Source organism: Colwellia sp. BRX10-4, from assembly GCF_014077465.1.
GTDB lineage: Bacteria > Pseudomonadota > Gammaproteobacteria > Enterobacterales > Alteromonadaceae > Colwellia_A.
Map to the genome: position 1 here is coordinate 335,220 of NZ_JACGVZ010000002.1, position 22,595 is coordinate 357,814.

Annotated in this window: 24 protein-coding genes and 2 pseudogenes; 9 read left to right on the plus strand and 17 right to left on the minus strand. The window is 37.0% G+C overall.

What is annotated here, in order from left to right:
• Nucleotides 1-117: 117 nt before the first annotated feature.
• A complete protein-coding gene (cysB, locus tag H4J67_RS03885) occupies nucleotides 118-1,092 on the plus strand; it encodes an HTH-type transcriptional regulator CysB (RefSeq protein ID WP_070374031.1) in 975 nt (324 codons plus the stop codon).
• A gap of 251 nt (nucleotides 1,093-1,343) precedes the next feature.
• On the opposite strand, the gene H4J67_RS03890 is transcribed toward cysB, so the two are convergent.
• The 3 genes from H4J67_RS03890 to pabB form a co-directional block, all read right to left on the minus strand.
• Nucleotides 1,344-2,735 (minus strand): L-serine ammonia-lyase, encoded by a 1,392-nt coding sequence (locus H4J67_RS03890; protein ID WP_182174663.1) that lies wholly within the window; start codon nucleotides 2,733-2,735, stop codon nucleotides 1,344-1,346.
• 132 nt (nucleotides 2,736-2,867) lie between these two features.
• Nucleotides 2,868-3,437 carry a CoA pyrophosphatase gene (locus H4J67_RS03895; RefSeq protein ID WP_182174666.1) on the minus strand — a complete coding sequence of 190 codons (570 nt, stop codon included), beginning with the start codon at nucleotides 3,435-3,437 and terminating at the stop codon, nucleotides 2,868-2,870.
• A gap of 39 nt (nucleotides 3,438-3,476) precedes the next feature.
• Nucleotides 3,477-4,898 (minus strand): aminodeoxychorismate synthase component I, encoded by a 1,422-nt coding sequence (pabB, locus tag H4J67_RS03900; protein WP_182174669.1) that lies wholly within the window; start codon nucleotides 4,896-4,898, stop codon nucleotides 3,477-3,479.
• Nucleotides 4,899-5,066: 168 nt separating this feature from the next.
• Between pabB and H4J67_RS03905 the strand changes: the two genes are divergently transcribed.
• The 4 genes from H4J67_RS03905 (at nucleotide 5,067) to H4J67_RS03920 (ending at nucleotide 9,768) form a co-directional block, all read left to right on the plus strand.
• Nucleotides 5,067-6,590: a fumarate hydratase gene (locus tag H4J67_RS03905; protein WP_182174672.1), complete on the plus strand. Its 1,524-nt coding sequence runs from the start codon at nucleotides 5,067-5,069 to the stop codon at nucleotides 6,588-6,590.
• Between the two features lie 131 nt (nucleotides 6,591-6,721).
• Complete coding sequence (locus H4J67_RS03910) at nucleotides 6,722-6,940, plus strand: TIGR02922 family protein (protein WP_182174675.1); 219 nt, start codon at nucleotides 6,722-6,724, stop codon at nucleotides 6,938-6,940.
• 225 nt (nucleotides 6,941-7,165) lie between these two features.
• The gene (locus tag H4J67_RS03915; RefSeq protein WP_182174678.1) at nucleotides 7,166-8,518 is read left to right on the plus strand and encodes a DNA recombination protein RmuC; all 1,353 of its coding nucleotides are present in this window, start codon (nucleotides 7,166-7,168) and stop codon (nucleotides 8,516-8,518) included.
• Between the two features lie 50 nt (nucleotides 8,519-8,568).
• Nucleotides 8,569-9,768 (plus strand): GGDEF domain-containing protein, encoded by a 1,200-nt coding sequence (locus tag H4J67_RS03920; protein WP_182174681.1) that lies wholly within the window; start codon nucleotides 8,569-8,571, stop codon nucleotides 9,766-9,768.
• 248 nt (nucleotides 9,769-10,016) lie between these two features.
• Here the strand turns inward: H4J67_RS03920 and H4J67_RS03925 are convergent, their stop codons facing one another.
• A complete protein-coding gene (locus H4J67_RS03925; RefSeq protein ID WP_182174684.1) occupies nucleotides 10,017-11,354 on the minus strand; it encodes a sodium-dependent transporter in 1,338 nt (445 codons plus the stop codon).
• A 337-nt stretch (nucleotides 11,355-11,691) separates the two neighbouring features.
• On the opposite strand from H4J67_RS03925, the gene H4J67_RS03930 reads away from it, so the two are divergent.
• Together H4J67_RS03930 and H4J67_RS03935 are read left to right on the plus strand one after the other, a co-directional pair.
• Nucleotides 11,692-12,525: an ion transporter gene (locus H4J67_RS03930; protein ID WP_182202906.1), complete on the plus strand. Its 834-nt coding sequence runs from the start codon at nucleotides 11,692-11,694 to the stop codon at nucleotides 12,523-12,525.
• Nucleotides 12,526-12,624: 99 nt separating this feature from the next.
• Entirely contained in the window at nucleotides 12,625-15,492 is a 2,868-nt protein-coding gene (locus H4J67_RS03935; RefSeq protein WP_182174746.1) for an ATP-binding protein, read from the plus strand.
• A 25-nt stretch (nucleotides 15,493-15,517) separates the two neighbouring features.
• Here the strand turns inward: H4J67_RS03935 and H4J67_RS03940 are convergent, their stop codons facing one another.
• The 5 genes from H4J67_RS03940 to H4J67_RS21155 all read right to left on the minus strand — a co-directional run bounded on the left by H4J67_RS03940 (nucleotide 15,518) and on the right by H4J67_RS21155 (nucleotide 17,874).
• Nucleotides 15,518-15,733: a helix-turn-helix transcriptional regulator gene (locus H4J67_RS03940; RefSeq protein ID WP_182174749.1), complete on the minus strand. Its 216-nt coding sequence runs from the start codon at nucleotides 15,731-15,733 to the stop codon at nucleotides 15,518-15,520.
• 1 nt (nucleotide 15,734) lies between these two features.
• A complete protein-coding gene (locus H4J67_RS03945) occupies nucleotides 15,735-16,193 on the minus strand; it encodes a hypothetical protein (RefSeq protein ID WP_182174752.1) in 459 nt (152 codons plus the stop codon).
• Between the two features lie 334 nt (nucleotides 16,194-16,527).
• Nucleotides 16,528-16,836 (minus strand): DUF962 domain-containing protein, encoded by a 309-nt coding sequence (locus tag H4J67_RS03950; RefSeq protein WP_182174755.1) that lies wholly within the window; start codon nucleotides 16,834-16,836, stop codon nucleotides 16,528-16,530.
• A 24-nt stretch (nucleotides 16,837-16,860) separates the two neighbouring features.
• Nucleotides 16,861-17,496, minus strand: coding sequence for a LysE family translocator (locus tag H4J67_RS03955; protein WP_182174758.1), 636 nt, complete (start codon nucleotides 17,494-17,496; stop codon nucleotides 16,861-16,863).
• A gap of 264 nt (nucleotides 17,497-17,760) precedes the next feature.
• Entirely contained in the window at nucleotides 17,761-17,874 is a 114-nt protein-coding gene (locus tag H4J67_RS21155) for an SCP2 sterol-binding domain-containing protein (protein WP_404842776.1), read from the minus strand.
• A 349-nt stretch (nucleotides 17,875-18,223) separates the two neighbouring features.
• On the opposite strand from H4J67_RS21155, the gene H4J67_RS03960 reads away from it, so the two are divergent.
• A complete protein-coding gene (locus H4J67_RS03960) occupies nucleotides 18,224-18,919 on the plus strand; it encodes a pseudouridine synthase (RefSeq protein ID WP_182174761.1) in 696 nt (231 codons plus the stop codon).
• 587 nt (nucleotides 18,920-19,506) lie between these two features.
• On the opposite strand, the gene H4J67_RS03965 is transcribed toward H4J67_RS03960, so the two are convergent.
• From H4J67_RS03965 to H4J67_RS04000, 7 genes and pseudogenes are all read right to left on the minus strand, one after another.
• Nucleotides 19,507-19,791: an Hpt domain-containing protein gene (locus tag H4J67_RS03965; RefSeq protein WP_182174764.1), complete on the minus strand. Its 285-nt coding sequence runs from the start codon at nucleotides 19,789-19,791 to the stop codon at nucleotides 19,507-19,509.
• Nucleotides 19,792-19,795: 4 nt separating this feature from the next.
• Nucleotides 19,796-20,053 (minus strand): hypothetical protein, encoded by a 258-nt coding sequence (locus H4J67_RS03970; protein WP_182202907.1) that lies wholly within the window; start codon nucleotides 20,051-20,053, stop codon nucleotides 19,796-19,798.
• Nucleotides 20,026-20,211: pseudogene (locus H4J67_RS03975) on the minus strand (response regulator); the annotation flags it as partial. The gene H4J67_RS03970 and the pseudogene H4J67_RS03975, both read right to left, overlap by 28 nt.
• Before the next feature lie 37 nt (nucleotides 20,212-20,248).
• The gene (locus H4J67_RS03980) at nucleotides 20,249-20,845 is read right to left on the minus strand and encodes a response regulator (RefSeq protein WP_182202924.1); all 597 of its coding nucleotides are present in this window, start codon (nucleotides 20,843-20,845) and stop codon (nucleotides 20,249-20,251) included.
• A 9-nt stretch (nucleotides 20,846-20,854) separates the two neighbouring features.
• Nucleotides 20,855-21,301, minus strand: a pseudogene (locus H4J67_RS20460) (ATP-binding protein).
• Nucleotides 21,302-21,349: 48 nt separating this feature from the next.
• Nucleotides 21,350-21,538 (minus strand): histidine kinase dimerization/phospho-acceptor domain-containing protein, encoded by a 189-nt coding sequence (locus H4J67_RS03995; protein ID WP_182174773.1) that lies wholly within the window; start codon nucleotides 21,536-21,538, stop codon nucleotides 21,350-21,352.
• Nucleotides 21,539-21,543: 5 nt separating this feature from the next.
• The gene (locus H4J67_RS04000; protein ID WP_182174776.1) at nucleotides 21,544-21,720 is read right to left on the minus strand and encodes a hypothetical protein; all 177 of its coding nucleotides are present in this window, start codon (nucleotides 21,718-21,720) and stop codon (nucleotides 21,544-21,546) included.
• Between the two features lie 263 nt (nucleotides 21,721-21,983).
• Here H4J67_RS04000 and H4J67_RS04005 point away from each other — a divergent pair, with 263 nt between their 5' ends.
• A complete protein-coding gene (locus H4J67_RS04005; protein WP_182174781.1) occupies nucleotides 21,984-22,280 on the plus strand; it encodes a hypothetical protein in 297 nt (98 codons plus the stop codon).
• 15 nt (nucleotides 22,281-22,295) lie between these two features.
• Here H4J67_RS04005 and H4J67_RS04010 read toward each other — a convergent pair whose 3' ends face one another.
• A complete protein-coding gene (locus H4J67_RS04010) occupies nucleotides 22,296-22,589 on the minus strand; it encodes a DUF1244 domain-containing protein (protein WP_070374015.1) in 294 nt (97 codons plus the stop codon).
• Nucleotides 22,590-22,595 lie beyond the last annotated feature (6 nt).

The window sequence follows — 22,595 nt, forward strand, 5'->3', positions numbered from 1 at the left end:
CATTTTTAAATTAAATCGTTTATATAAGCATAATAATGAAAATTAATATGGAATAAGTCTTCATTTAAGTATATATTTTTTGCATAAGCAATCAGCATAAAATTTTGAAGTATAATTATGAAACTGCAACAACTGCGCTATATTGTTGAAGTACTCAACAATAATTTAAATGTCTCTGCAACAGCAGAAAGTTTATTCACCTCTCAACCGGGTATAAGCAAGCAAGTTCGCATGCTAGAAGATGAACTCGGTATTCAAATTTTCGGCCGCAGTGGCAAACATTTAACGCATGTTACTGCCCCAGGCAATGAAGTTATCAATATTGCTACAGAAATTCTCTCTAAAGTTGAAGCGATTAAAGCGGTTGCGCGTGAGCATACACAACCCGATGAAGGTAAATTACGTATATCAACCACGCATACTCAAGCGCGATATGCATTGCCTGAAGTGATCAAAGGCTTTATGAAAAAGTACTCAAAAGTTTCTTTGCAAATGTCTCAGGGAACACCAGCGCAAATTAGTGATGCCGCAGGCAAAGGTGACGCTGATTTTGCCATTGCGACGGAATCATTACACTTATATAACGATTTAGTGATGCTACCTTGCTATCACTGGAATCGCAGTATAATAGTGCGACCCGATCATCCCTTAGCTAAAAAACAAGGCATTACTATTGAAGATTTAGCAAAGTATTCATTAGTGACTTATGTGTTTGGTTTTACTGGACGTTCAGAGCTTGATACGGCTTTTAATAGTGTTGGAGTAGAGCCTAAAATTGCCTTTACTGCCACCGATGCTGATGTAATTAAAACATATGTGCGTTTAGGTGTTGGCGTTGGTGTGATTGCCACTATGGCTATCGACCCTAGAATTGATAGTGATTTAGTGACTATCGATGCCAGTCACTTATTTAATTCAAGTACCACTAAAATTGGTTTTAGACGCGGTACTTTCTTACGTGGTTACATGTTTGATTTTATCGAGCGTTTTGCTCCTCATTTAAATCGTGATTTAGTCACTAAAGCCGTTTTATTGAAAAATAATGCTGAAATAGATGAGATGTTTGCGAATATTAAATTGCCTGTTCGTTAAAACAACTGTGATACAAATCAATAACCACATAAAAGCGACTGATATCAGTCGCTTTTTTATGTTCAGGATGAAGAGTATTTCGTGATGGGAAGTATAGAAAGTATGGCAAGGGACGACGAATGTTCAGGATGACCTTTCTCAGACATCCTGTCTTTCAAAACATTAATGCTTCGCTGCACAACGATGGCAAGGAACGACAAATGTTCATCCATTAACCCTTTGTCAATTGGAGCTTTGCGATTAAAAACGTCTTAACATTCGGTAATGTTGACCGCTAAGCCGCCACGAGAAGTTTCTTTATATTTAGTTTTCATATCATTGCCAGTTTCCCACATGGTTTTAATCACTTTATCCAGTGGGACTTTTTGATTACCGGTGCCGCGTAAAGCTAAACGTGATGCGTTGATCGCTTTTACCGAGCCCATAGCATTACGTTCGATACAAGGAACTTGAACTAAGCCACCAACAGGGTCACAGGTTAATCCTAAATTGTGCTCCATACCAATTTCTGCCGCGTTTTCTACTTTACTTGGCGAACCACCCATAATTTCAGTTAATGCGCCAGCTGCCATAGAACAAGCTACGCCAACCTCACCTTGACAGCCCACTTCAGCACCAGAAATTGACGCGTTAGTTTTATATAAAATACCAATGGCTGCGGCGGTTAATAAATAGCGTACACAGGTATCTTCATCAACGGGTCTAACAAACTTATCGTAGTAGCATAATACGGCAGGTATAATACCCGCTGCACCATTGGTTGGGGCTGTTACAACTCGACTACCTGCGGCATTTTCTTCATTAACTGCAAGAGCAAATAAGTTAACCCAGTCCATCGCTATAAGTGGATCGTTGTTATTTTCAACTGATAATGCCTTATAAAGGGCAGGAGCTCTGCGCGCAACTTTTAAGCCACCGGGTAAAATACCTTCGGTTTTAATACCTCGGTCGACACAATCTTTCATTGCTTGCCAGATATTAACGAGTTTAGCCCTAATAGTGGCTTCATCGGCTAAGCACTTCTCATTATTCATCATGATGGTACTGATCCTGAGGTTTTTCTCATTAGCTTCGTTGATAAGCTCAGTCGCTGATGAGAAATAATGAGGACGTTTTATATTGTTGTGCAGAGATAGTGCTTTATCTTTTTCTTTTTCAAAGTCGCGCGCGTTAACTATAAAGCCGCCACCGATTGAATAATATGTTTGCTCTAGTAATAACGTACTTTCTTTTCCTGGGATATCTTCAAAGGCAAAGATAGTCATGGCATTTGAATGAGCAGGTAACGTTTTACGGCGATGATAGATAATTGCATCATTTTTAGGGAATGATACTAAGTGCTCGCCATTAAGCGAAATTTTTTGGCTACCCACTACGGCTTCTAGAATTGAATCAATAGCGTCGACGGCAATCGTATCCGGATTTTCGCCAGACAGACCTAAAATTACCGCTTTGCCGGTGCCATGGCCAATACCAGTTTGCCCTAACGAACCAAAAAGTTCACATTTTACCCGCGTTGTTTGGGCTAATTTATGCTCATCTTTGAGTTGTCCAACAAACAATTTCGCTGCTTTCATTGGACCCACAGTGTGAGAGCTTGACGGGCCAATGCCAATAGAAAACATATCAAATACACTAATCATACTAAAACCTGAATTTATTTTGATAAAATTATCAAAAGATGGAATTATCTTCGGTAATTGTAACTGAAAGCTATCACCATGAAAAACAATAATAGTTTAATTATAGTTGATATTAACTAAAAACCTAAAGGTTCACGATAATTGAATGGCCAAATCTTTCAGCATTACCGCGGTTGCGCCCCATATATTATGGTGTTCGAAAGGCATAAAGTGAATTGGAAAGGGTTTGCGATGACGCTCAATGGTCACCATGTAGTGATTATTAAAATCGAGAAAATGCTGTAATGGTACCTGAAATATTTCAGCAACTTCATTTTTATCGATCACGTAATTTTGGTTTTTATCAATAAAAGCAATGATGGGGATAACCACATAACCACTGATTGTTTCATAAGGAAGTAATTGGCCAACAATATTAATGTTGTTACTATTTAAACCTATCTCTTCTTCGGCTTCTCTTATGGCGGTGTTAATAAAGCTTGTATCAAAGTCCTCCATTTTTCCACCGGGAAAACTGATTTGCCCAGGATGATGCTTTAAATGACTAGCACGTTTTGTTAACACAACAGAGAGTTGTTTATTCTCTTCTATTAGTGCGATTAACACCGCAGCAGGTTTTAGTGCGCCAAGGTGCTGGTATTGATGAAGGGAAACATCAAGTGCTGAAAATTGAAAGTTTTGTAAAAAATCATGCTTGTTCATTATAAATCCATCAATGGCGAAAGCCAAAACTACAATAAGTTAAAGCGCTGATAACACAGGTAATATTTTATTTACTTTATCGAAGGTTTCTTGATATTCAGCGTCAACCTTTGAATCTGCCACCACGCCACCACCGGCCCAGCAATAAATGATGCTCGCTTTGGTCGCATTATTTTTTTCGCACAGCAAGGTACGTATAGTAATACTCGTGTCCATATTGCCACAAGCAGAAATATAACCAATAGAACCACAATAAATACTTCGTTGATGAGGCTCTAATTCATCAATTATTTCCATGGCCCTTATTTTTGGAGCGCCAGTAATTGAACCGCCAGGAAATGAAGCCGCTAATAAATCAGTCGCTTGATAAGGTTGTGCTAATTCACCTTCAACGGTGCTGACTAAGTGATGAACCGCAGGAAAACTTTCAATATTAAACAACTTAGGAACTTTTACCGAGCCAGCAATACAGACTTTACTGATATCATTTCTCAGCAAATCAACAATCATTAAGTTTTCGGCACGGTCTTTCTCTGAGTGCTGTAAATCAACTGAATTTTGTTGGTCTATGACAGTATTATCACTGCGTGGTTTAGTGCCTTTTATTGGCTTACTCTGTACTTTACGCCCTGTTTTTTGTAAAAATCGTTCAGGAGAAATACTGAGAATACTGGCTTTTTCAAAACGTAAAAAAGCAGAAAAAGGTGCTTTGTTTTTATCACGTAACGCGCAATAAGCTTCGAATTCATCACCTTGATATTGAGCACTAAAGCGTTGCGCTAAATTAATTTGGTAGCAATCTCCTGACAATAAGTAGTCTTGTATGCATTTAAATTTTTCATCATAAAGCGCTTTACTGATATTCGACTGCCAATCGGTCATTAATGAAAACTTTTCTTTTACTTGTGTGGTTTTCTTTATCAAAGCTAACTGCTGATTTATTGCAGTTGTTAGGCTTTCACGTTGTGGTTGTGGGCAAACCAACCAAAACTGTTGAGCTTGGTGATCAAAAATTAATGCCTGAAAATAAAGCCCTATCGACATTTCGGCTAAATCTATATCTTGCGTTGTTTGATGGGGCAAGTTCTCAAAACGTCGGCCTAAATCGTAAGAAAAGTAACCGACACTGCCGCCATTAAAAGGTAAATGGCTGCTGGCAACAGTTATGTTGTTGAAGCATTGCTGTTGAATTTCTTTTAACAGCGTTAATGGATTTTGATGACTGATTTGTTTTTTGTCATCTTTTAACCACTGTACTTCAGTTTGATCGCCGCGAGTGGTTAGCGTAATTTCGGGTTGCCAAACCAAAATGTCAAAGTTGCTATCAACGTGGGCAGGTGACTGTTGTTCACCACAAGAGTCAAGCCACATCGCCCAAGGCTGATGACTAAAAGCTGAAAATAAAGCTTTTACATCGATAGATTTTTCTACAGTAAAATGCTGGGCAGAAATAGTAAACATGACAGGTTTTACTCGATAATATTGTGGAAGCTCGTTAACAAGAAGGGTATGATATCTGCATATTTATAACTTTCAACCATTTTAAGCTTCCCTAGTTTATCTATAATTTCAGGTAAGTAGGAAATGCCGTTGAACTACATCTGCCGATCTGCATAAAAAGAGACCCTCATGACTATCATTAAACAGCAAGATTTAATTGAAAGTATTGCCGATGCATTACAGTACATTTCTTATTATCACCCTTTAGACTTTATTCAAGCGCTTGAAAAAGCCTATCATAAAGAAGAAAGCAGCGCAGCTAAAGACGCTATTGCTCAGATCTTAATTAATTCTAGAATGTCAGCCCATGGCCAGCGTCCTATTTGTCAAGATACCGGCATAGTGACTTGCTTTGTAAAAGTGGGTATGGATGTTCAGTGGGACAAAACTGACTTAACGGTTCAGCAAATGGTTGATGAAGGTACTCGCAGAGCTTACTTAAACCCAGACAACCCATTGCGCGCTTCTATTGTAAAAGACCCCGCTGGCGCGCGTCTTAATACTAAAGATAATACACCATCGGTTGTTCATATCGATATGGTTGCCGGTGGTGGCGTCGATATTATGATTGCAGCGAAAGGCGGTGGTAGTGAAAATAAATCAAAAATGGTGATGTTAAATCCTAGTGATTCAATTGCTGACTGGGTAGTAAAAACACTGCCCTCAATGGGCGCAGGTTGGTGTCCTCCGGGAATGTTAGGCATAGGTATCGGTGGAACAGCAGAAAAAGCAGGGGTACTTGCTAAAGAAAGTTTAATGGAACCGGTAGATATTCAAGATCTTATTGACCGTGGTGCTGAAACAGCCGAAGAAAAACTGCGTCTAGAAATTTTTGAACGTGTTAATAAATTAGGTATTGGCGCACAAGGTCTCGGTGGTTTAACGACAGTTGTAGACATTAAAATTATGTCAGCACCTACCCACGCGGCATCAAAACCTGTGGTGATGATACCCAATTGTGCGGCAACGCGTCATGTCCATTTTCACTTAGATGGTTCTGGTCCAGCTAACTTAACACCACCAAAATTAGAAGACTGGCCAGAAATAACCTGGGAAGTCGGTGAAAACGTGCGTCGTGTTAATGTTGATACCTTGAAAAAATCCGATATCAGTAGCTGGAAAACCGGTGAAACTGTATTACTGAGCGGGACTATCTTAACCGGACGTGATGCTGCTCATAAACGTATTCAAGATATGCTAGCCAAGGGTGAAAAGTTACCGGTAGACTTTACTGACAAGTTTATTTACTACGTAGGTCCTGTCGATGCTATTGGCGATGAAGCTGTGGGTCCAGCTGGCCCAACGACAGCAACACGCATGGATAAATTTACAGAAATGATGCTCTCTGAAACAGGCCTACTTGGCACTATCGGCAAAGCTGAACGTGGTGCCGAGACCGTTGAAACCATCAAAAATCATAAATCAGTCTATCTAATGGCCGTTGGTGGTGCTGCATACTTAGTATCGAAAGCCATTAAAAAAGCAAGAGTTGTTGCTTTTGAAGATATGGGGATGGAAGCTATTTACGAATTCGAAGTTGAAGATATGCCGGTAACGGTAGCTGTTGATAGCCAAGGAGAATCGGTTCACGTCACGGGCCCTGCTATTTGGAAAGCTAAGATTGAAGTGCAGGATGCCAAATCAAAAAATTAATTGATGCTTGTGTAAGCTACTAATTTTAAAACAAGCGCCTTAGGGCGCTTTTTTTATTGATGATAGTAAGTTGATTATTTTCGTCTATACTAATAGAACATTATTAAAATTAAGTATTAAAAACATTAACTATGACTAACACTAACCTTCGCACTGTTACTATTATTTATTATAATGAGGATTCACTTGAGTTAATGCACTTTATTGGACAATTTGCAGAAAATGCCAGTGGACGTGTCATTATTCCGGAAAAATTTAAAGAAGATAAATCGATTGTTGCTGTGTGTGATGGAGAAATAACCATTCTTAATAAAGTTGGCGATCGCATTCATCTTATCAATGATTATTAAATATGGACTTGTTGATGAACAAGCTTAGAATAAACTTAACCTGAGTATATTTCTATGGTTTAATACTGATAATATTTACAGTGTTGCTGATGTGATTTTATGCCTATCGACGAATTCCTTGTTTTTTTAGAAAAAATTCCTACCGAAATTTTTATGCTGTTCAACATTATTTTATTGGTATTGTGCTTTTTAATAAGTTTTATAGTTTTTTTTAAAATAAAAAAAATGTCACTACAGTTGTTTCTGCAAGATGAAAAGTCACAGCTATTGTTTGAAAAATTAACCGTTGATAGTGAAGTCTCAAATAAATACCAACAGCAACAACAACAGCAAACTAGCTTTAATCATCAACAATTGGCAAACCAACAAGTTGAGTTAAAGACTTATTTCGAACAACAAATCTCTGATTTTAAAATTAAGTTGTTGTACCAACATGCTGAGCAAGGTGAGAAGCAATCATCGAGTTTACATGCAAGTAGTGAAAAGTTACACCGCGCATTACACGAGCACCAAGTCGTTTTTAATCAGAATCAGCTAAAATCGGTTGATCAACTTGTTGAACACTTAAATCGAGTGACGCACATTAGCCGTGAAGAGTTAACTAAGTCATTGCAAGCATCGAGTGAGCAAATGGCCAAACGTATTGATGGATTAACTGTCTCTACCGATAACCGCTTAAAAGAAATCAGCGGGCAAGTAGAAAAACGTTTAGCAGAAGGGTTTGAGAAAACAACAAAAACCTTTAATGATATTTTGCAACGTCTTGCCTTGATTGATGACGCGCAAAAGAAGATCACGGAACTTTCCTCAAACGTAGTCAGCTTACAAGAAGTATTAAGTGATAAGCGTTCACGGGGGGCTTTTGGCGAAGTTCAGCTTAACAGTTTAATTCGCAACGTCATCCCCGAGCAAAACTTTTCTTTACAGCACACTTTATCAAATGGAAAAATTGCTGATTGTATTTTATTCTTACCTGAGCCAACCGGTAATGTCGTTATCGACTCTAAGTTCCCTTTAGAAAACTATAAGAAAATGCTGGATAACCAGCTAGGGGAGCATGACCGAAAATCGGCAGAGCGTCAGTTTAAACTCGACATAAAAAAGCATATTAATGATATTAGTTCTAAATACTTGATTGAAAAAGAAACCGCCGACGGGGCTATTATGTTTATTCCTGCAGAAGCTATCTTTGCTGAAATTCATGCACACCAAGGTGATTTAGTTGATTACGCCAATAAAAAGCGAGTATGGCTGGCATCGCCTACCACGCTAATGGCTATATTAACAACGTCACGCTCAGTACTAAAAGATGAAGCTACTCGTAAGCAAATACATGTTATTCAAGCGCATCTCTCACACTTATCGCAAGACTTTAGTCGTTTTAAATCTCGTTTTGCCAATTTAGCAAAGCACATAGACCAAGCAGCGAGTGACGTAAAACAAATTCATACCTCGGCAGATAAAATATCGTCACGCTTTGATAAAATTGAACAGGTTGAGTTGAAAAATGATAGTGATGAAAAGCCCACTGGTGCAGACAGTAAAATAGATAATGAGCAAGCTCTGCCTGTTGTTTAACCTGATTGCTTCTCTACCCTTTAGTGATAACTTAATCTAAGGAGTTAATCTTGTTGCAAAGAATTAAAGGACTAAAAACACTATTTATTAGTTTAGGCACGGTTACCTTAGTTTATTTTTTGATGATGGAAAACCAAGCTTTTTGGCTAAAGCAAATAGTGATTGTCGAACAATTATTAGTGGTGTTCTTGGCTGTTGTGATCGTCTTTGCCAGTTATTTTAATCGTAGCCGGTTAGCTTACTTATCATTATTGTGGCTTTTATATTACGCCAGTATCACTTTTTCACCGCCTTGGTCAACGTGGTTACTACAGCAGGGTGATTGGCTAACGTTATTTGGCTGTGGTGTTTTACTTTTATTTTCTTTGATAAAAGACCGTGGCGTTATCTCGATTCATGGTCTTTATCGATTAATCGCTATTTCTTTAGTGGCTATCACTAGCTATGTCTGGTTAACGATGAGTGAGCCAATTATCATTTTTGTACAAACATTTTCCCATATTGCAGGCTTTAGTAACGTTATTCGTTTAGAGTTGCCACTAGCTTTATGTAGTATGGTTATTGTTTGGCGGGCAGTGATTAAAGCAGATTTAGTGACTTCAGCGGTTGCTATTTCCTTACTGTTTTGGCTATGTTATCAATATCAATTAATTGAGCTACCGCTAAGTTTAACCTTGGCATTACTCAGTTTGTATTTCGTGTTAGTCATTGCTGTCGACGCTTATTTTCTTGCCTATCGAGATGACTTAACGGGCTTGCCATCGCGTCGCGCGTTCAATCAGTTAGCCTTATCACTTGGACGAAAATACACCCTTGCTATGCTAGATATTGATCATTTTAAAAAGTTTAATGATACCTATGGCCATGACATTGGCGACCAAGTATTAAAACTAGTGTCAAAAAAAATTGGCAACGTTAAAGGGGGAGGGAAAGCATTTCGCTATGGCGGAGAAGAGTTTACCATCGTATTTACCGGTAAAACTCTTGAGCAAGCCTTTACTGAGTTAGAAGTGGTCCGCCAAGCTATTGAAACCTATAAAATTGTCATTCGTCAGCCACAGAGAAAAACAAAACAACAACGAAATGCTAAAAAGGTAAGCAAAAATAGTGAGTTTAAAACTGTCAATGTTACTATTTCAATTGGTGTTGCAGTGCGGGAAAGTAAACAAAGCTTTGAACAAGCGTTAAAATGCGCGGATCAAGCATTATACAAAGCTAAGAATAAAGGGCGAAATAACGTTAGTGTCTAAAGCAGGCTAAATATGATGACTGTCTGCAAGTATAATACTGGGCCAGCAGAAATTATCGTTCACAATTAAGGTGAACCATGCCGAAGCAAAGCATCGTTACTGAGCAAGCCTTGCATTGTTTAGTGAAGTTAACGTGACCCGTGATATTATTAATTGCCACCGAGCACAAGGTACCGGCTCCCCTGAACTTGTTTCAGGGGCTGATGTTAAAAGGCTGTATTAATGCGGGGTAAGCCAGTGATTAATGCTTAATTTAATATCGCAACGTTAACAAAAACCACACTTAACAAGAGTGGGCATACAAAACGAAGGTAGTTTCCCCAAATGGGTAGCCACTTCCTACCTTCTTGTAGCGCTTTATCACGTAATTTATTACCTCTATTCCATAACCAACCAACAACGATAAAGTAGAATAAACAACTTAATGGCTGCAATATGGTTGTTAATGCTCGAATGACTAAACCAAATAATTCGTCAAAAAAAGCAATTAACAATATGCTGGCACAAAGAACCACGAAGGAGACTAGCCACGTCGCTTTTGAACGAGTAAAGTCTTTGTCTTCCATTAAATAAGAGACAGGTACTTCAGTTGAAGAAATAGTTGAAGTTAATGCAGCAATGGATAACAACAAGAAGAAACAGCTTGAAACAATCAAGCCGACATTGCCCATTGAATTGAACAGCTCAGGTAATATCTTAAAGATTAACTGGCCTTCTCCAATCAACTCATTATTACTGAAAACTTCAACTCCGGCTTCTTGAGCAACAAAAAGTGCCGGTATGATTAACAGGCCGGCCATAAAAGCGATAAAAGTATCAAGTGCGGTAATAGAAATGGCTAATTTACCAATGTCTTTACCTTTTTGCATGTACGAGCCGTACACCATCATACCGCCTACGCCAATAGATAATGAAAAGAAGGCTTGCCCCATTGCTGATATGATGAGTTTAGGGTTAGTAACCTGTGAAAAGTCAGGAATTAAATATAACGCTAAGCCTTTTTCTGCACCGGGTTGGCGTAAAATATAAATGATTAAACCAATTAGCATCACTAACAACAATGGCATTAAACGCCCTGACCATTTTTCAATACCGGCATTAACGCCCTGATGTATAATGGCGGCGCCTAGTAAGATAAAAAGCGGCGTAAATAATAAATTACGTTCGGTGCTTGATGTGGCTAACCACTGTGAAATATTGGTTAGGCCTAACAGCTCAGCGAATGCCGATAGTGCATGCGCTAACATCCAGCCAGCGACGATAGTGTAAAAGCTTAACATCATTATAGCGCCACATAGGCCTATTATGCCGGCATATTTACCTACAGTAGGCGAAGTGTCTTTACAAGCCTCTTTTAATGCAGCCACTGGATTTTTTTGCGCCTGGTTACCAATATATATTTCTGCATACAAAGCGGGAAGGGCGAGTAAAAGTGTTACAAGTAAATAAACGAATAAAAAAGCACCACCGCCATTATTAGCGGCTTGGGTTGGAAATCCCCAAATATTGCCTAAACCAATGGCTGATCCTGCAGCGGCCAAGACAAACCCGATACGGGAATGAAAAGAATCTCTAGTGTGTGTCATATAGTATTGAATGCAAATTATTTTTATTTGGTGATGAGCTTACCGAGTTCAGATCATATAGCAACGGTTTTTTAAAAATTTGTTTCTGATAAAATATAAACACTGTAAACCTAGTAACTAATGGCCGATAAACTTGCTTTCAAAAATATTACCCCTATATAAGTTGAAGTTAAATTAATGTCATTATAAATACGTATGAAAGGTGTGGGTGTTGTTAAATTTTCAAGATAAGCTTGGACATTATCCCCTAAAGCTAGATTTATTTTAATAAGAACGTTGTAATAACTCGTTTGTTGGCGTTAACAGAGTTGAATGTTATTTTGAGAGAACTTTATTTATGAATTCCTATGTGATGCGTGTCCAAGAACGGCTAAAAAAAATTGACGCTAGCCCGTTTTTTCAATGGTCAATTATTGCCGTTATTATTATGTCAGCATTACTTATTGGCGCAAAAACCCATAACTTACCCCCGCAAGCATTAAGAATATTGGTTTTTTTAGACAGTGTTATCACGGTGTTTTTTGTCATCGAATTATCAATACGCTTTATGGCATTTCCAGATAAAAAGAATTTCTTCAAAAGTGGTTGGAATATCTTTGATACATTAATTGTTATCGGTAGTTTAATACCAACAGGTGGCTCAGGTGTCTTATTAGCAAGACTGTTGAGAGTGTTTCGGGTTTTACGTCTAGTTTCTATGGTACCTGAATTACGCTTGCTGATAAATTCGCTGCTCAAAGCTATTCCTCGTATGGGCTATATCGCCTTACTCATGTTTGTTATTTTTTATATTTATGCTGCGGTTGGCAGTATGTTTTTTAATAATATTAATAAAGAACTCTGGGGCGATGTTTCAATATCGATGTTGACTCTTTTTCGTATTGCCACTTTTGAAGATTGGACCGATGTGATGTATGAAACGATGGCGATTTATCCACTTAGCTGGATTTTTTACCTGACCTTCATTTTCTTAACGGCTTTTATCTTTTTAAACATGATGGTTGGTACTATTCTAGAAGTTATGGGCAAAGAAAATGAAAATTATCGCGCCGAACAACATGGCGAATCAGGTGAAGGAGGAGAGCCGGCTAGCCGCGCACAAATTGAAAATCTTGAGTGTGAGCTTGCCGAAATTAAGACTTTACTCAAAGAAAAACTCAACCATCGCTGAGATTAATTTTTATAGATAACCGAACACTTGTGGGATTTAATTAAATAAGATGGTATAAAATAAAAATCATATTTAATTCAAGTGTTTTGGTTGTTCTTAATGATTGCTTTCAAGCGAATTTTCTATTTTTTTATCGTTATTATTGTTCAAGCTTCATTTTTTTCGTCTGCGGCGCTAGCCGCTGATCAAAATACCCTGCTCAGTGATGAGCAAAAGATATCACAAGAAATTGAAATTCTTAAAAAAATTGAAGATGACCAGCAAGCGGTTGATTACTCAATATCATTATTAACGCACCCAGCTTTAATTCCCCAGCAAATTATTGATATCTTAGATATTCAACAAAAACGTTACTATCAGTTAACCGAGCTTGGATTAGGATTAGCTAGCGCTCAACGAATACAATTAATTGCCAGTGAAAATAACTTTAAAAAAATAGCGGCAGATGCTAATAAAATGATCGGTATATATCACTATTTAATTGGTGATTATCCAGAGTCTGTAGCCGCTTCTCAAGCCGCATTAAGTTATTATATAAACTCACCTGAGCCGCTTACATTGGCTGGGCTATACAATAATATTGCCTTGGTTTATATTAATCTGGGTAATACCAGTAAAACCTTAGTCAATTTTCAACTAGCCGAAAGCATATACAATAAATTGGGTAGTGAGCAAGATAAAATAGATGTGCGTTATAACATTGCCGGTCTATATTTAATTTTAAAAAGATACGATATCGCGATTGAACTCTATCTCGATGTTATTGCACAGCTTGCTTTTGTCGATGATAAGCTCACCTTAGCTAAAGCCAAAGGAGAATTGGGCACTGTTTATAAATATTCAGGAGAGTATCAGCAATCTCTTAAATTGCTGTTACAGGCAATAGCGTATTTTGAACAATCTAATAACGACTATTATTTAGCGGCTTTTAGTCATAATATTGCCGGTCTTTATAATATGATGAATCAGCCAATAAATGCAATTAAGTATGCAACACAAGCGATAAATTTGGCTAAAGCTTCAAATCATAACAACGCTTATGCGGGTGGTTTGTATAGTCTAGCGCAAGCAGAGTTTTCGTTGGGCTATGTTGAAAAAGCCTATGAAAGCTTACAGCTCTCTAATGAAATAGCTAAAAAATCCGGTCATGAAGAACAAATAACGAATAATATGGCGCTGCTGGCGTTAATTTATGCGGCACAAAACAAGCAAAGTGCAGCCTTCGAAACACATCAAAAATATAATAAAAGAACAAGAAAAATAGCGAACAATCAGCTCAATAGTCAATTATCAGACTTTGAATCTAAAAAATTAAGACAAGAAGTTAGCCAGCTCAAGCAAAATGAGCAACTTCAGGCATTAGAGACAGAGCGAGCCGATCAACAACGTAATTTTAGCTTAGTGGCCGCTTGTTTTATCATTGTTTTGGCGTTATTTATTTTCAACCGAAATGTTGAAAAACGCGCTAAATTTAAATTATCTGAGCGAGTTAAAAACCGTACTCAAGAGTTAGAACTTCTGACCAGCGAATTGGTCAAAGCTAATGCCATTAAAAGTCAATTTCTTGCCAATATGAGCCATGAAATAAGGACCCCTTTAACGTCAATTATTGGTCAAGCAGAGGCAATAATAAATGGTGATGTTGATGAAAGTTACCTGCAAAAAGAAGTTAAAATAATTCACGGTAATAGTTTACATTTATTAGAGCTTATTAATAATATTTTAGATTTAAGTCGCGTTGAGGCCAATAAGTTAGAATTAGAACTTGTCGAGCAAGACTTACACGTTATTTTGCATGACATTGCTAATATTTTTATTAAATCAGCGACAGTCAAAGGATTACAATTTCAAATAGTACACACCTTGCCAAATAAGTTTATGCTGGCCATTGATGGCTTTCGCTTAAAACAAATCTTAATTAACTTATGTTCCAATGCCATTAAATTTACCAGTAAAGGCTCAGTTACTCTTGATATATCGGTCAAAGACGCCGCGTTAACTATTGCGGTTAGTGATACCGGTATTGGCATGAGTGAAACACAATTGCAGGAAGTCTTTAGCAGCTTTACTCAAGGAGACAGCAGTATTAGCCGACGATTTGGTGGATCAGGTTTAGGACTATGCCTATCAGAGCAATTAGCCAAATTAATGTCAGGAAAAATCACCGTTATCAGTACGCTAAATAAGGGCAGTATTTTTACTTTAGTCTTACCTTGCAAGCAACTTGAATGGATTCAATTAGCCGACATTCCTCCCACTAATATTGTCGCCTCTGCATTTACTGCAGATGCCAGTGATATTAAATTTGAAGGGCAAGTCTTACTGGCCGATGACCATGATGATAATCGCCGGTTAATTGCTCGTTTATTAATATCACTAGGCTTAGAGGTATTGTCAGCCAAAAATGGTCGAGAAGCCGTTGAGCTTTGTTTAAAAAACAAACCTAAACTCATTCTTATGGATATACAAATGCCAGAAATGGATGGTATTGAGGCTTTTAAAGTATTGCGACAAAAAGGATGCTCTAGCCCAATAGTCGCATTGACTGCCAATGCGATGTCCCATGAAGTTGACAGATATTTAGCGCTTGGTTTCGATGGACATTTAAAAAAACCTATTGAGCGAAAATTATTTATTGCGACCATAGCTAAATATTTTGGTGAACAGATCGATGAAAGCGCAGCAGAACAAGCCATTTCAAGCGTAGATATGTCCGATTTAGTGACAGAGTTTAAATCGAACTTAGTGTTAGAACAGCAAGATATCATTCTTCATATTAAAAATAATGAATTAGATAAGCTTGCTGAATTGGCTCATCGTATTGCTGGTGCCGCACAAATGTTTGGCTTTTCACTCGTTTCAGTGAGAGCGATAAAATTAGAAAAACATATAAAAAATGGCTCTTCTGAGCTGATCAGTGAAGCGGCACAAAGCCTACTTAATGAAATAGACCAAGTACTTTGGTAGGATTATTCCCCTGAGTCTTCATCCGCTAAGGCTGCTCTTGATATATAAACACTTGGTTTATCGGTTGTTCAAATATATCTGCAATTTTAAAAGCAACTTCCAAAGAGGGAGAATATTTTCCTTTTTCAATGGCTACTATGGTTTGCCTAGAAACTGAAATGCTATCAGCAAGCTTTTGTTGTGTCATTTCTTGATGCTCAAAACGCAATTTTCTAATGTTATTGGTAATGACTTTAGCCATATTAATAGCCTCGACGATAAGAGACTAATTTAACTGACGAACAAACAATTTCGGCAAGCAAAGCAATGGCAATAATTAAATGCATAATTTCATACTCTTTAGCTAAACCAGGCATTGAAAAAGTAAATTTTGATAGTACGGGGAACAGAATATAGAAGGTCACACAAAAAACACCCAAGGACAATATATTATAAGCATATGAGTTTGCCCGCCTTGAAATTATTTTATCACGCTCATCACTTTTATCATTTGTTTCTCTATACTTGAAAATAGCTAGGATAGTTTGTAAGACTACTTCTAAAAAAATAGTATAAATTACTGCAGTAAACAATAAGCCATACATAGCCTCTACCGAGAATAATTGCCGCTGATATAAATTGACGACACCCAAGGCATAATTGCCCCAAATACCAAGGGTAATTAAAAGTGATACTAAAATATTGCTTTCTCTGTAAGACATAATCTTTCCTAGGTTGATAAATTTGACACCGTGTATACTATATTTGACATGAGCTAGCATAAGACTTAACACATTCGATGTCAAATATGTTTTACATCATAGGGGTTTATTTTATATTATGATTGGTTTACTTTACCTTTTGCTATTTACAGAGAAGGGTAGCAGCGGTCTTAGCGGATCTTAATTTAATTTATTGGTAATTATATCGGGTAGTTAGCGATAAAATAAAGGGCATTCAAAAGATTTACTGCCTTCTCGTTCTATATCGATAAAAGGCAGATTATGAGTGTTATCGGCTATTTCACTCTTGGTTAATATGGGGCTTATATCAAAGTTAAAATTTAATTTTTCTTGTTAACATATCCTTAAACATCACCCAGTCGCCGAATAAACTATAGAAAGGATAGGTAAATGTGGCGGGTTTGTTTTTTTCAAAGAAAACATGTCCCAGCCAAGCAAAGCCATAACCTATCACAGGAATGAACCATAAGCCTTGCCATAGCGCATAGTTAATACAATATATAATCAGTAATATTATTAACGACGAACCGATAAAATGTAAACGTCGACAGATAATATTTTGGTGTTGGCTTAAATAAAATGGATAAAACTCGCTAAAGGTCTGGTATTTTTTTACCGCCATCAGTTATTCCTCTCGTCAGTGATGTTAATTAATTTTACTGGTCAATATTTTTAAGCCAATAAGTATCATTGCTCCGCCTAAAATTCGGTCTATCCAATGACCCAAACGTTGAAATTTTTCGTTTATCATTGGCTGAGATAGCAAAACGACTACAGATGAAAACCAAGCGAGTTGAATAGCCATCATCCAAAGTCCATAAATAACTAAGTGAAATAAGGGTAAATCAGGAGAAAGTACCACGGTAAAAAGCGCGACAAAATAAATCGGTGCTTTTGGGTTTAAGGCATTACATAAAAAACCAACACCGATATTTTTCACAGATGAACCTTTAATCGACGGTTGTGAATCCGCTTTGTTACTGACTTGTGTCGAGGCTTTTGCACGGAGCCCCTGAATGCCTAAATATAATAAGTAGCAACCACCCAATATCTTAATTACCCATAGTGTTGCTGCCGAGTTAGCGATAACGGCAGCTAAGCCTAAAGCAGAATAAATGATGTGTATTGATAAACCGAGTGCAATGCCAATACTGCACATAAAACCGGCTTTTTTGCCATGGCTTAGTGTTTGTTGAGACACCAAAACAAAATCAGGCCCAGGTGAAGCGGCAGCTAATAAATGAATTGAACTAATTAACAGTAAACCTTGTAAAAGTTCCATAGTGTTTCTCATTGATATGACTAGTGAAACTTTAATATTCTTTGACGTGTTCAGCAAGTAATGAATTGCTGAGCAACTAAGGTTTTTTTAGTTTTTGAAAAATTTACCGGTTATCTTTAAAGTTAATCTTGGATCGGTATTTAATTATTCGATATTGGTGTGATGTTTTTGTCTTTATATTAACCCCTTTTCTTGCTTGGTCTGCTGGAGAATAATAGCAAGGCAGTTAAGCACGTTATGAACGATATGAGGTAAATATTTAAGCTAAAGCGCATCAATCAAATGCTTTGTTTCAAGCCCTAGCTTAATATCACCAACAATTTTTAATCGTCGTTGAAAGAATAGGGTATCGTGAGCCTCCTTATACCTGGAAGTAATAGTAAGTCATCACTACTGGCTGAAAATCTTACATCAGCTGCTTATTTTTGGTTATCTTCGGCCATAATTAATTGACCATTGTTTTAGATGAGTAACTCATTTAATGCCAAGTCGGTTATTGAAATATGTAGCCATTTATCTTCTAAAAACGCGAAGTCATTGCCGGCTAAGTTTTCTTTAAACACAGATTGCAGTGCGGTCAACAATAAATTTTTTTGAAGTCAATAAAGTACAACACTTCACGTTGGCTTTAATATTTACAGCGCTTTTTATTTTTCTTAGTTGATTCTTACTGGCTATGAAGGATAATAGCGATACTTATAATGACTTAACACTGATCTAATTAACCATGCGTATTGATAAATTTATATGTAAAAGCACTGAACTGACCCGAAGTGAAGCGAAGAAACTGCTAAAAATGGGGGATGTTTTAGTTAATGGTAAGGTGATTAAGAATGCAGCAACACAAGTGCATGAAAATAACAGCGTTACCGTTAACGGTGAAGCGCTCACAGCGCGCACTTCTCGCTACATTATGATGCATAAACCCTTAGATACTATTTGCAGTAATATTGATGAAGTTTATCCGTCTTTACTCAATTATATTGAAGTGGACAAAGTGTTTGATCTTCACATTGCGGGACGTTTAGATGCTGATACCACAGGTTTAGTCTTAGTTACCGATGATGGCCGTTGGTCGCATAATATCATTTCACCCAAAAAAAACTGCGCCAAGGTTTATCGCGTTAATTTACGTAATGCAATATTACCTGAAAAGTCAGCTGAGCTAATTGAGCGCTTTAGCGCTGGGTTACAGTTACAAGGAGAAGATCAACTGACTCTGCAGGCTAAACTAGAAATACTCAATGAAAAAGAAGTATTACTGACCATAACCGAAGGTAAATACCATCAAGTTAAGCGAATGTTTGCCGCTGTTGGCAACAAAGTGATTGGTTTACATCGTCAGCAAATCGGCAAAATTAACTTAGATGTTGAATTAGGCATGTGGCGCTACTTAACGGATGCCGAGGTAAATAGCTTTTAGTCGGCTACTTTTTGTGTTGTAACCCTCACTGACTAGCACCTTTATTAATTGATAAGTCAGTATAAATGACATAATTTGCTTAACCTCCTAGTAAAAAGTAGCAATGAATAGCGGCAACGCCAAGACTTGTCACGTAGCTTCGATAAACTTTACTTTCTTAGTGATGTTAATGGTTGTTATTGGTTAGTACTTTTAAGCTAATGCCTATTATTGATGCTACTAAAATTTGGTCAATTGAATCACTTAATCTTGAGTTTTTACTTTGTTTTTACCTCGAGTAACAAAGCTATCGCGGATGAAGAACACGTCAGAAAAATAGTCATCATTGAAAGTTTTACGGTATAAGAATGCCATAAAATATATAGGCGCTTTTGACCGTTCCTTGATACTTAATTACCTATTAGGGTTGCAACTCATTTAGTTTTATCTCTAATAAAAACAAGGGCTTTCCTTGTTTTTATGTTTGTTGAAAGATAAAAAATGATTTAGCCACTAGTGATACGCAAACTCATCAATCAATTGTACTGATTAATAGCCAAGCTTATAAAATTTTCATGGTGTTACTCACCAAGTTAAGAAATGAAAATTTAATGCGCTTTTAAACGATCAGCAAGTAATGAATTAAACACCTCCATGGCGGTATATAATTCAATTATGCGCTCATTCAATGCTGTTATATTTTTCTTTTTTGATAGTATTTCTATCTTAGTGACTAAGTTTTGTACTTGAGCTCCACCTAAGTTACCCGCTGCCCCTTTAATTGAATGCAGGTTATAATTTATTTTTTGCCAATTTTCTGCCTTTATTGACTCTTGCAGTTCGAGTGTTTTTTCTTCGCTATCATCTAGGTAACATTTTACCAATAATGTCATTTTTTTAGGATTTCCCCCCCAGCCTTTTTAATAAAGAAGCTTTTTGCCAAGCGCTAATATGCTTACTTGCAGATTTTTCAATGGATTGACTACTTAAGGTGAGATGGTCTGAACTTAGGGTGTCAGTATCGAAACGCTCTTCTTTATCCGCTGTTACGCCAAGCCATAAGTTTAATTTAGCTTTAACTTTATTTATTTCTATAGGTTTTGTTAAGTAGTCATCCATGCCTGCTGTTAAACATTTCTCTTTATCTCCTTGCATTGCATTGCATTTGCTGTCATCGCAATAATAGGAATAACTTTATTCTTTTGGCCTGCTTCTCCTTTGCGAATAAGTTGTGTTGCTTCATAGCCATCCATTTCCGGCATTTGGCAATCCATTATAACCAAAGAGTAAGGTTGGCTTTTTAATGACTTCTTTAAGCTTGTTAGTGCTTCTAAGCCGTTTGCTACCGCGTCAGCTGTTAATCCTAATTCTTCTACCCCCCCAAGCGACCATTTGGTTTATGCGATTGTCCTCAACAATTAATATTCTTATATTTTTGGCAGGTGAAACTAATAATGGTTTTTTATCTTCGGTTGTTACTATTTTCATAGCATTAACATAATCATGAATAACTAATGGTGATGCTTGCTTTAGTATTTCTCCACCATGAGCAACAACAGATAAGGCTTTAAATAGATTTGATGTTGTTGTTGGTTTAGGAAAATAAGCACTAAAACCAATATCTGCAAAATGTTTTGCGTCTCCTCTTTCACCCATAGAGGTCATCATAACCAGTTTTATTGCTTCAAATTCTTGTTGGCTTTTAAATTTTTTCGCTAAGGTTTCTCCTGACATATTAGGCATTTGCATATCAAGTATGGCAATATCAAAAAAGGGTGCACCTGTATCTTCATGTCGCTTTTTACATAGGACCAATGTGGCATCACCGCTATCAGCTTCTTCAATATTTGCCCCCCAAAGTTGTAACTGCGAGCGAAGGACATCTCGATTAGTCTTATTGTCATCAACAATTAAAATGCGTAATGCCGAAATATCTATTTCGAGTATAACTAGGGTCTATTTTTTACTTTTCTCAACTAACAAGGTAAATTCAAAACAACTACCTTCACCTATCTTATCAACTACTTTAATATCGCCATGCATTAAATCACACAGTTTTTTCGTTATTGTTAACCCAAGTCCTGTACCACCATATTTACGTGTCGTCGATGAGTCTACTTGACTAAATGCTTAGAAAAGCACTTTTTTTTTATCTGCCGGAATACCAGTTCCTGTATCAGATATTTGACAGTGTAATATTAATTCATCACCATAATTACTTTTTTTAGTGATGAGTTTTACGGTAATAACTATCTCTCCATGATTTGTAAATTTTATTGCATTGCCGACAAGATTCGTCAATATTTGTCTAATTTTGCCCAGATCTGATTTGATCATCGAGTCTTCTATATCTGTAAGATCTAGGATTATTTCTAAACCTTTATCTTGAGCAGGTATGGCCATAGCTTCAGTAAAGTCACCTAAAAAGTTTCTTAAATTAAAATCTAAGTATTAAAGTTCGAGTTTACCCACATCAACTTTTGAAAAATCTAAAATGTCATTAATTAAAGTTAATAAAGAGTCAGCACTAGATTTTGCAATATTAACACGGTGTTTTTGTTCTTCATCAAGTTTACTATTAAGTAATAAACCTAGCATGCCTAATACACCGTTCATGGGGGTGCGTATTTCATGGCTCATATTTGTTAAAACTCTGATTTTAATTTCGTGCCTTCTTCCGCTTTATTAAGTGCAGCAATTCTTTCTTGATATGAGTCATTAATATTACGGCTAATAACCAGTAAAAGTGCAATAACGAAAAGGCTGAGTAAAAGTGCAGTTACTGCGGATATGTATGAATCATTTTGCTTTTCTACCAACAATGAGTAAGCTTTTTTGTATTTGTGCAGAGAGATGATTTTCAATACTTTGTAATATTAGTTTTTATTTTTAAGCACACCTAAGGTATATAAAGGATCATTCTCCCATAAATGGTTTTGCAAATACTCTAATGCTTCATTGGCGGGGTCATCATTAATAATAGTCAGTTAGTCTAACAGTACTATTTATATAAAAAATTAAACTTTTATTCTTAGTTGCCGATTAAATGTACAACAAGACAATAACTAATAAACGGACAAGTATAGTGGATGTACTGATAGATTTATTGCCTGCGGCCAACCAAGTAAAAATCGCCCAATCAAAAAAAGATAAGCGCCAAGCTAATAAATATAATCGTCAAATGAACTCAGCAGCAAGTCTGCCCGATGTAGCAGATGATGTTAAAAATGGTGTGGGAATAAAAAAAGTGCTTTGGAGAGGGCCGGAGCGCCGCTCATCTGCTGACCGACGTCATTTAAATAATAAACGCGGACGTTGGTTAGAGTCACGCGACAGAAATGATCGCCGAACGACTCAATATGCAATATCAGTGAAAATTTAATTGCCGCTACGTGGTTTACTTCTTTTGTAACTGATTAAATTTTTCCATTTGCTCTGCTGTTGCTGGCAATTGGTGTTTTTCTTTCCATTCGCTATAGGGCATACCATAAACTTGCTGACGAGCGGTCTCGATATCTACTTCAACACCTAACTTCTCAGCCTCTGCAACGGTCCATTTAGAAAAACAATTACGACAAAAACTCGCTAAATTCATTAACTCAATATTTTGTACATCTTTTCTACTGTCTAAGTGAGCCAGTAAACGACGAAAAACAGCGGCTTGTATTTCTATTTCTTTATCCATATTCATCTCTTT

Excerpts from the sequence above, each read along its gene's own strand:
- cysB (WP_070374031.1), top strand. The coding sequence starts at position 118 with ATGAAACTGCAACAACTGCGCTATATTGTTGAAGTACTCAACAATAAT.
- H4J67_RS03890 (WP_182174663.1), bottom strand. The coding sequence starts at position 2,735 with ATGATTAGTGTATTTGATATGTTTTCTATTGGCATTGGCCCGTCAAGC.
- H4J67_RS03895 (WP_182174666.1), bottom strand. The coding sequence starts at position 3,437 with ATGAACAAGCATGATTTTTTACAAAACTTTCAATTTTCAGCACTTGAT.
- pabB (WP_182174669.1), bottom strand. The coding sequence starts at position 4,898 with ATGTTTACTATTTCTGCCCAGCATTTTACTGTAGAAAAATCTATCGAT.
- H4J67_RS03905 (WP_182174672.1), top strand. The coding sequence starts at position 5,067 with ATGACTATCATTAAACAGCAAGATTTAATTGAAAGTATTGCCGATGCA.
- H4J67_RS03910 (WP_182174675.1), top strand. The coding sequence starts at position 6,722 with ATGACTAACACTAACCTTCGCACTGTTACTATTATTTATTATAATGAG.
- H4J67_RS03915 (WP_182174678.1), top strand. The coding sequence starts at position 7,166 with ATGTCACTACAGTTGTTTCTGCAAGATGAAAAGTCACAGCTATTGTTT.
- H4J67_RS03925 (WP_182174684.1), bottom strand. The coding sequence starts at position 11,354 with ATGACACACACTAGAGATTCTTTTCATTCCCGTATCGGGTTTGTCTTG.
- H4J67_RS03930 (WP_182202906.1), top strand. The coding sequence starts at position 11,692 with ATGAATTCCTATGTGATGCGTGTCCAAGAACGGCTAAAAAAAATTGAC.
- H4J67_RS03935 (WP_182174746.1), top strand. The coding sequence starts at position 12,625 with ATGATTGCTTTCAAGCGAATTTTCTATTTTTTTATCGTTATTATTGTT.
- H4J67_RS03940 (WP_182174749.1), bottom strand. The coding sequence starts at position 15,733 with ATGGCTAAAGTCATTACCAATAACATTAGAAAATTGCGTTTTGAGCAT.
- H4J67_RS03945 (WP_182174752.1), bottom strand. The coding sequence starts at position 16,193 with ATGTCTTACAGAGAAAGCAATATTTTAGTATCACTTTTAATTACCCTT.
- H4J67_RS03950 (WP_182174755.1), bottom strand. The coding sequence starts at position 16,836 with ATGGCGGTAAAAAAATACCAGACCTTTAGCGAGTTTTATCCATTTTAT.
- H4J67_RS03955 (WP_182174758.1), bottom strand. The coding sequence starts at position 17,496 with ATGGAACTTTTACAAGGTTTACTGTTAATTAGTTCAATTCATTTATTA.
- H4J67_RS03960 (WP_182174761.1), top strand. The coding sequence starts at position 18,224 with ATGCGTATTGATAAATTTATATGTAAAAGCACTGAACTGACCCGAAGT.
- H4J67_RS03965 (WP_182174764.1), bottom strand. The coding sequence starts at position 19,791 with ATGACATTATTGGTAAAATGTTACCTAGATGATAGCGAAGAAAAAACA.
- H4J67_RS03970 (WP_182202907.1), bottom strand. The coding sequence starts at position 20,053 with ATGCAAGGAGATAAAGAGAAATGTTTAACAGCAGGCATGGATGACTAC.
- H4J67_RS03995 (WP_182174773.1), bottom strand. The coding sequence starts at position 21,538 with ATGAGCCATGAAATACGCACCCCCATGAACGGTGTATTAGGCATGCTA.
- H4J67_RS04010 (WP_070374015.1), bottom strand. The coding sequence starts at position 22,589 with ATGAATATGGATAAAGAAATAGAAATACAAGCCGCTGTTTTTCGTCGT.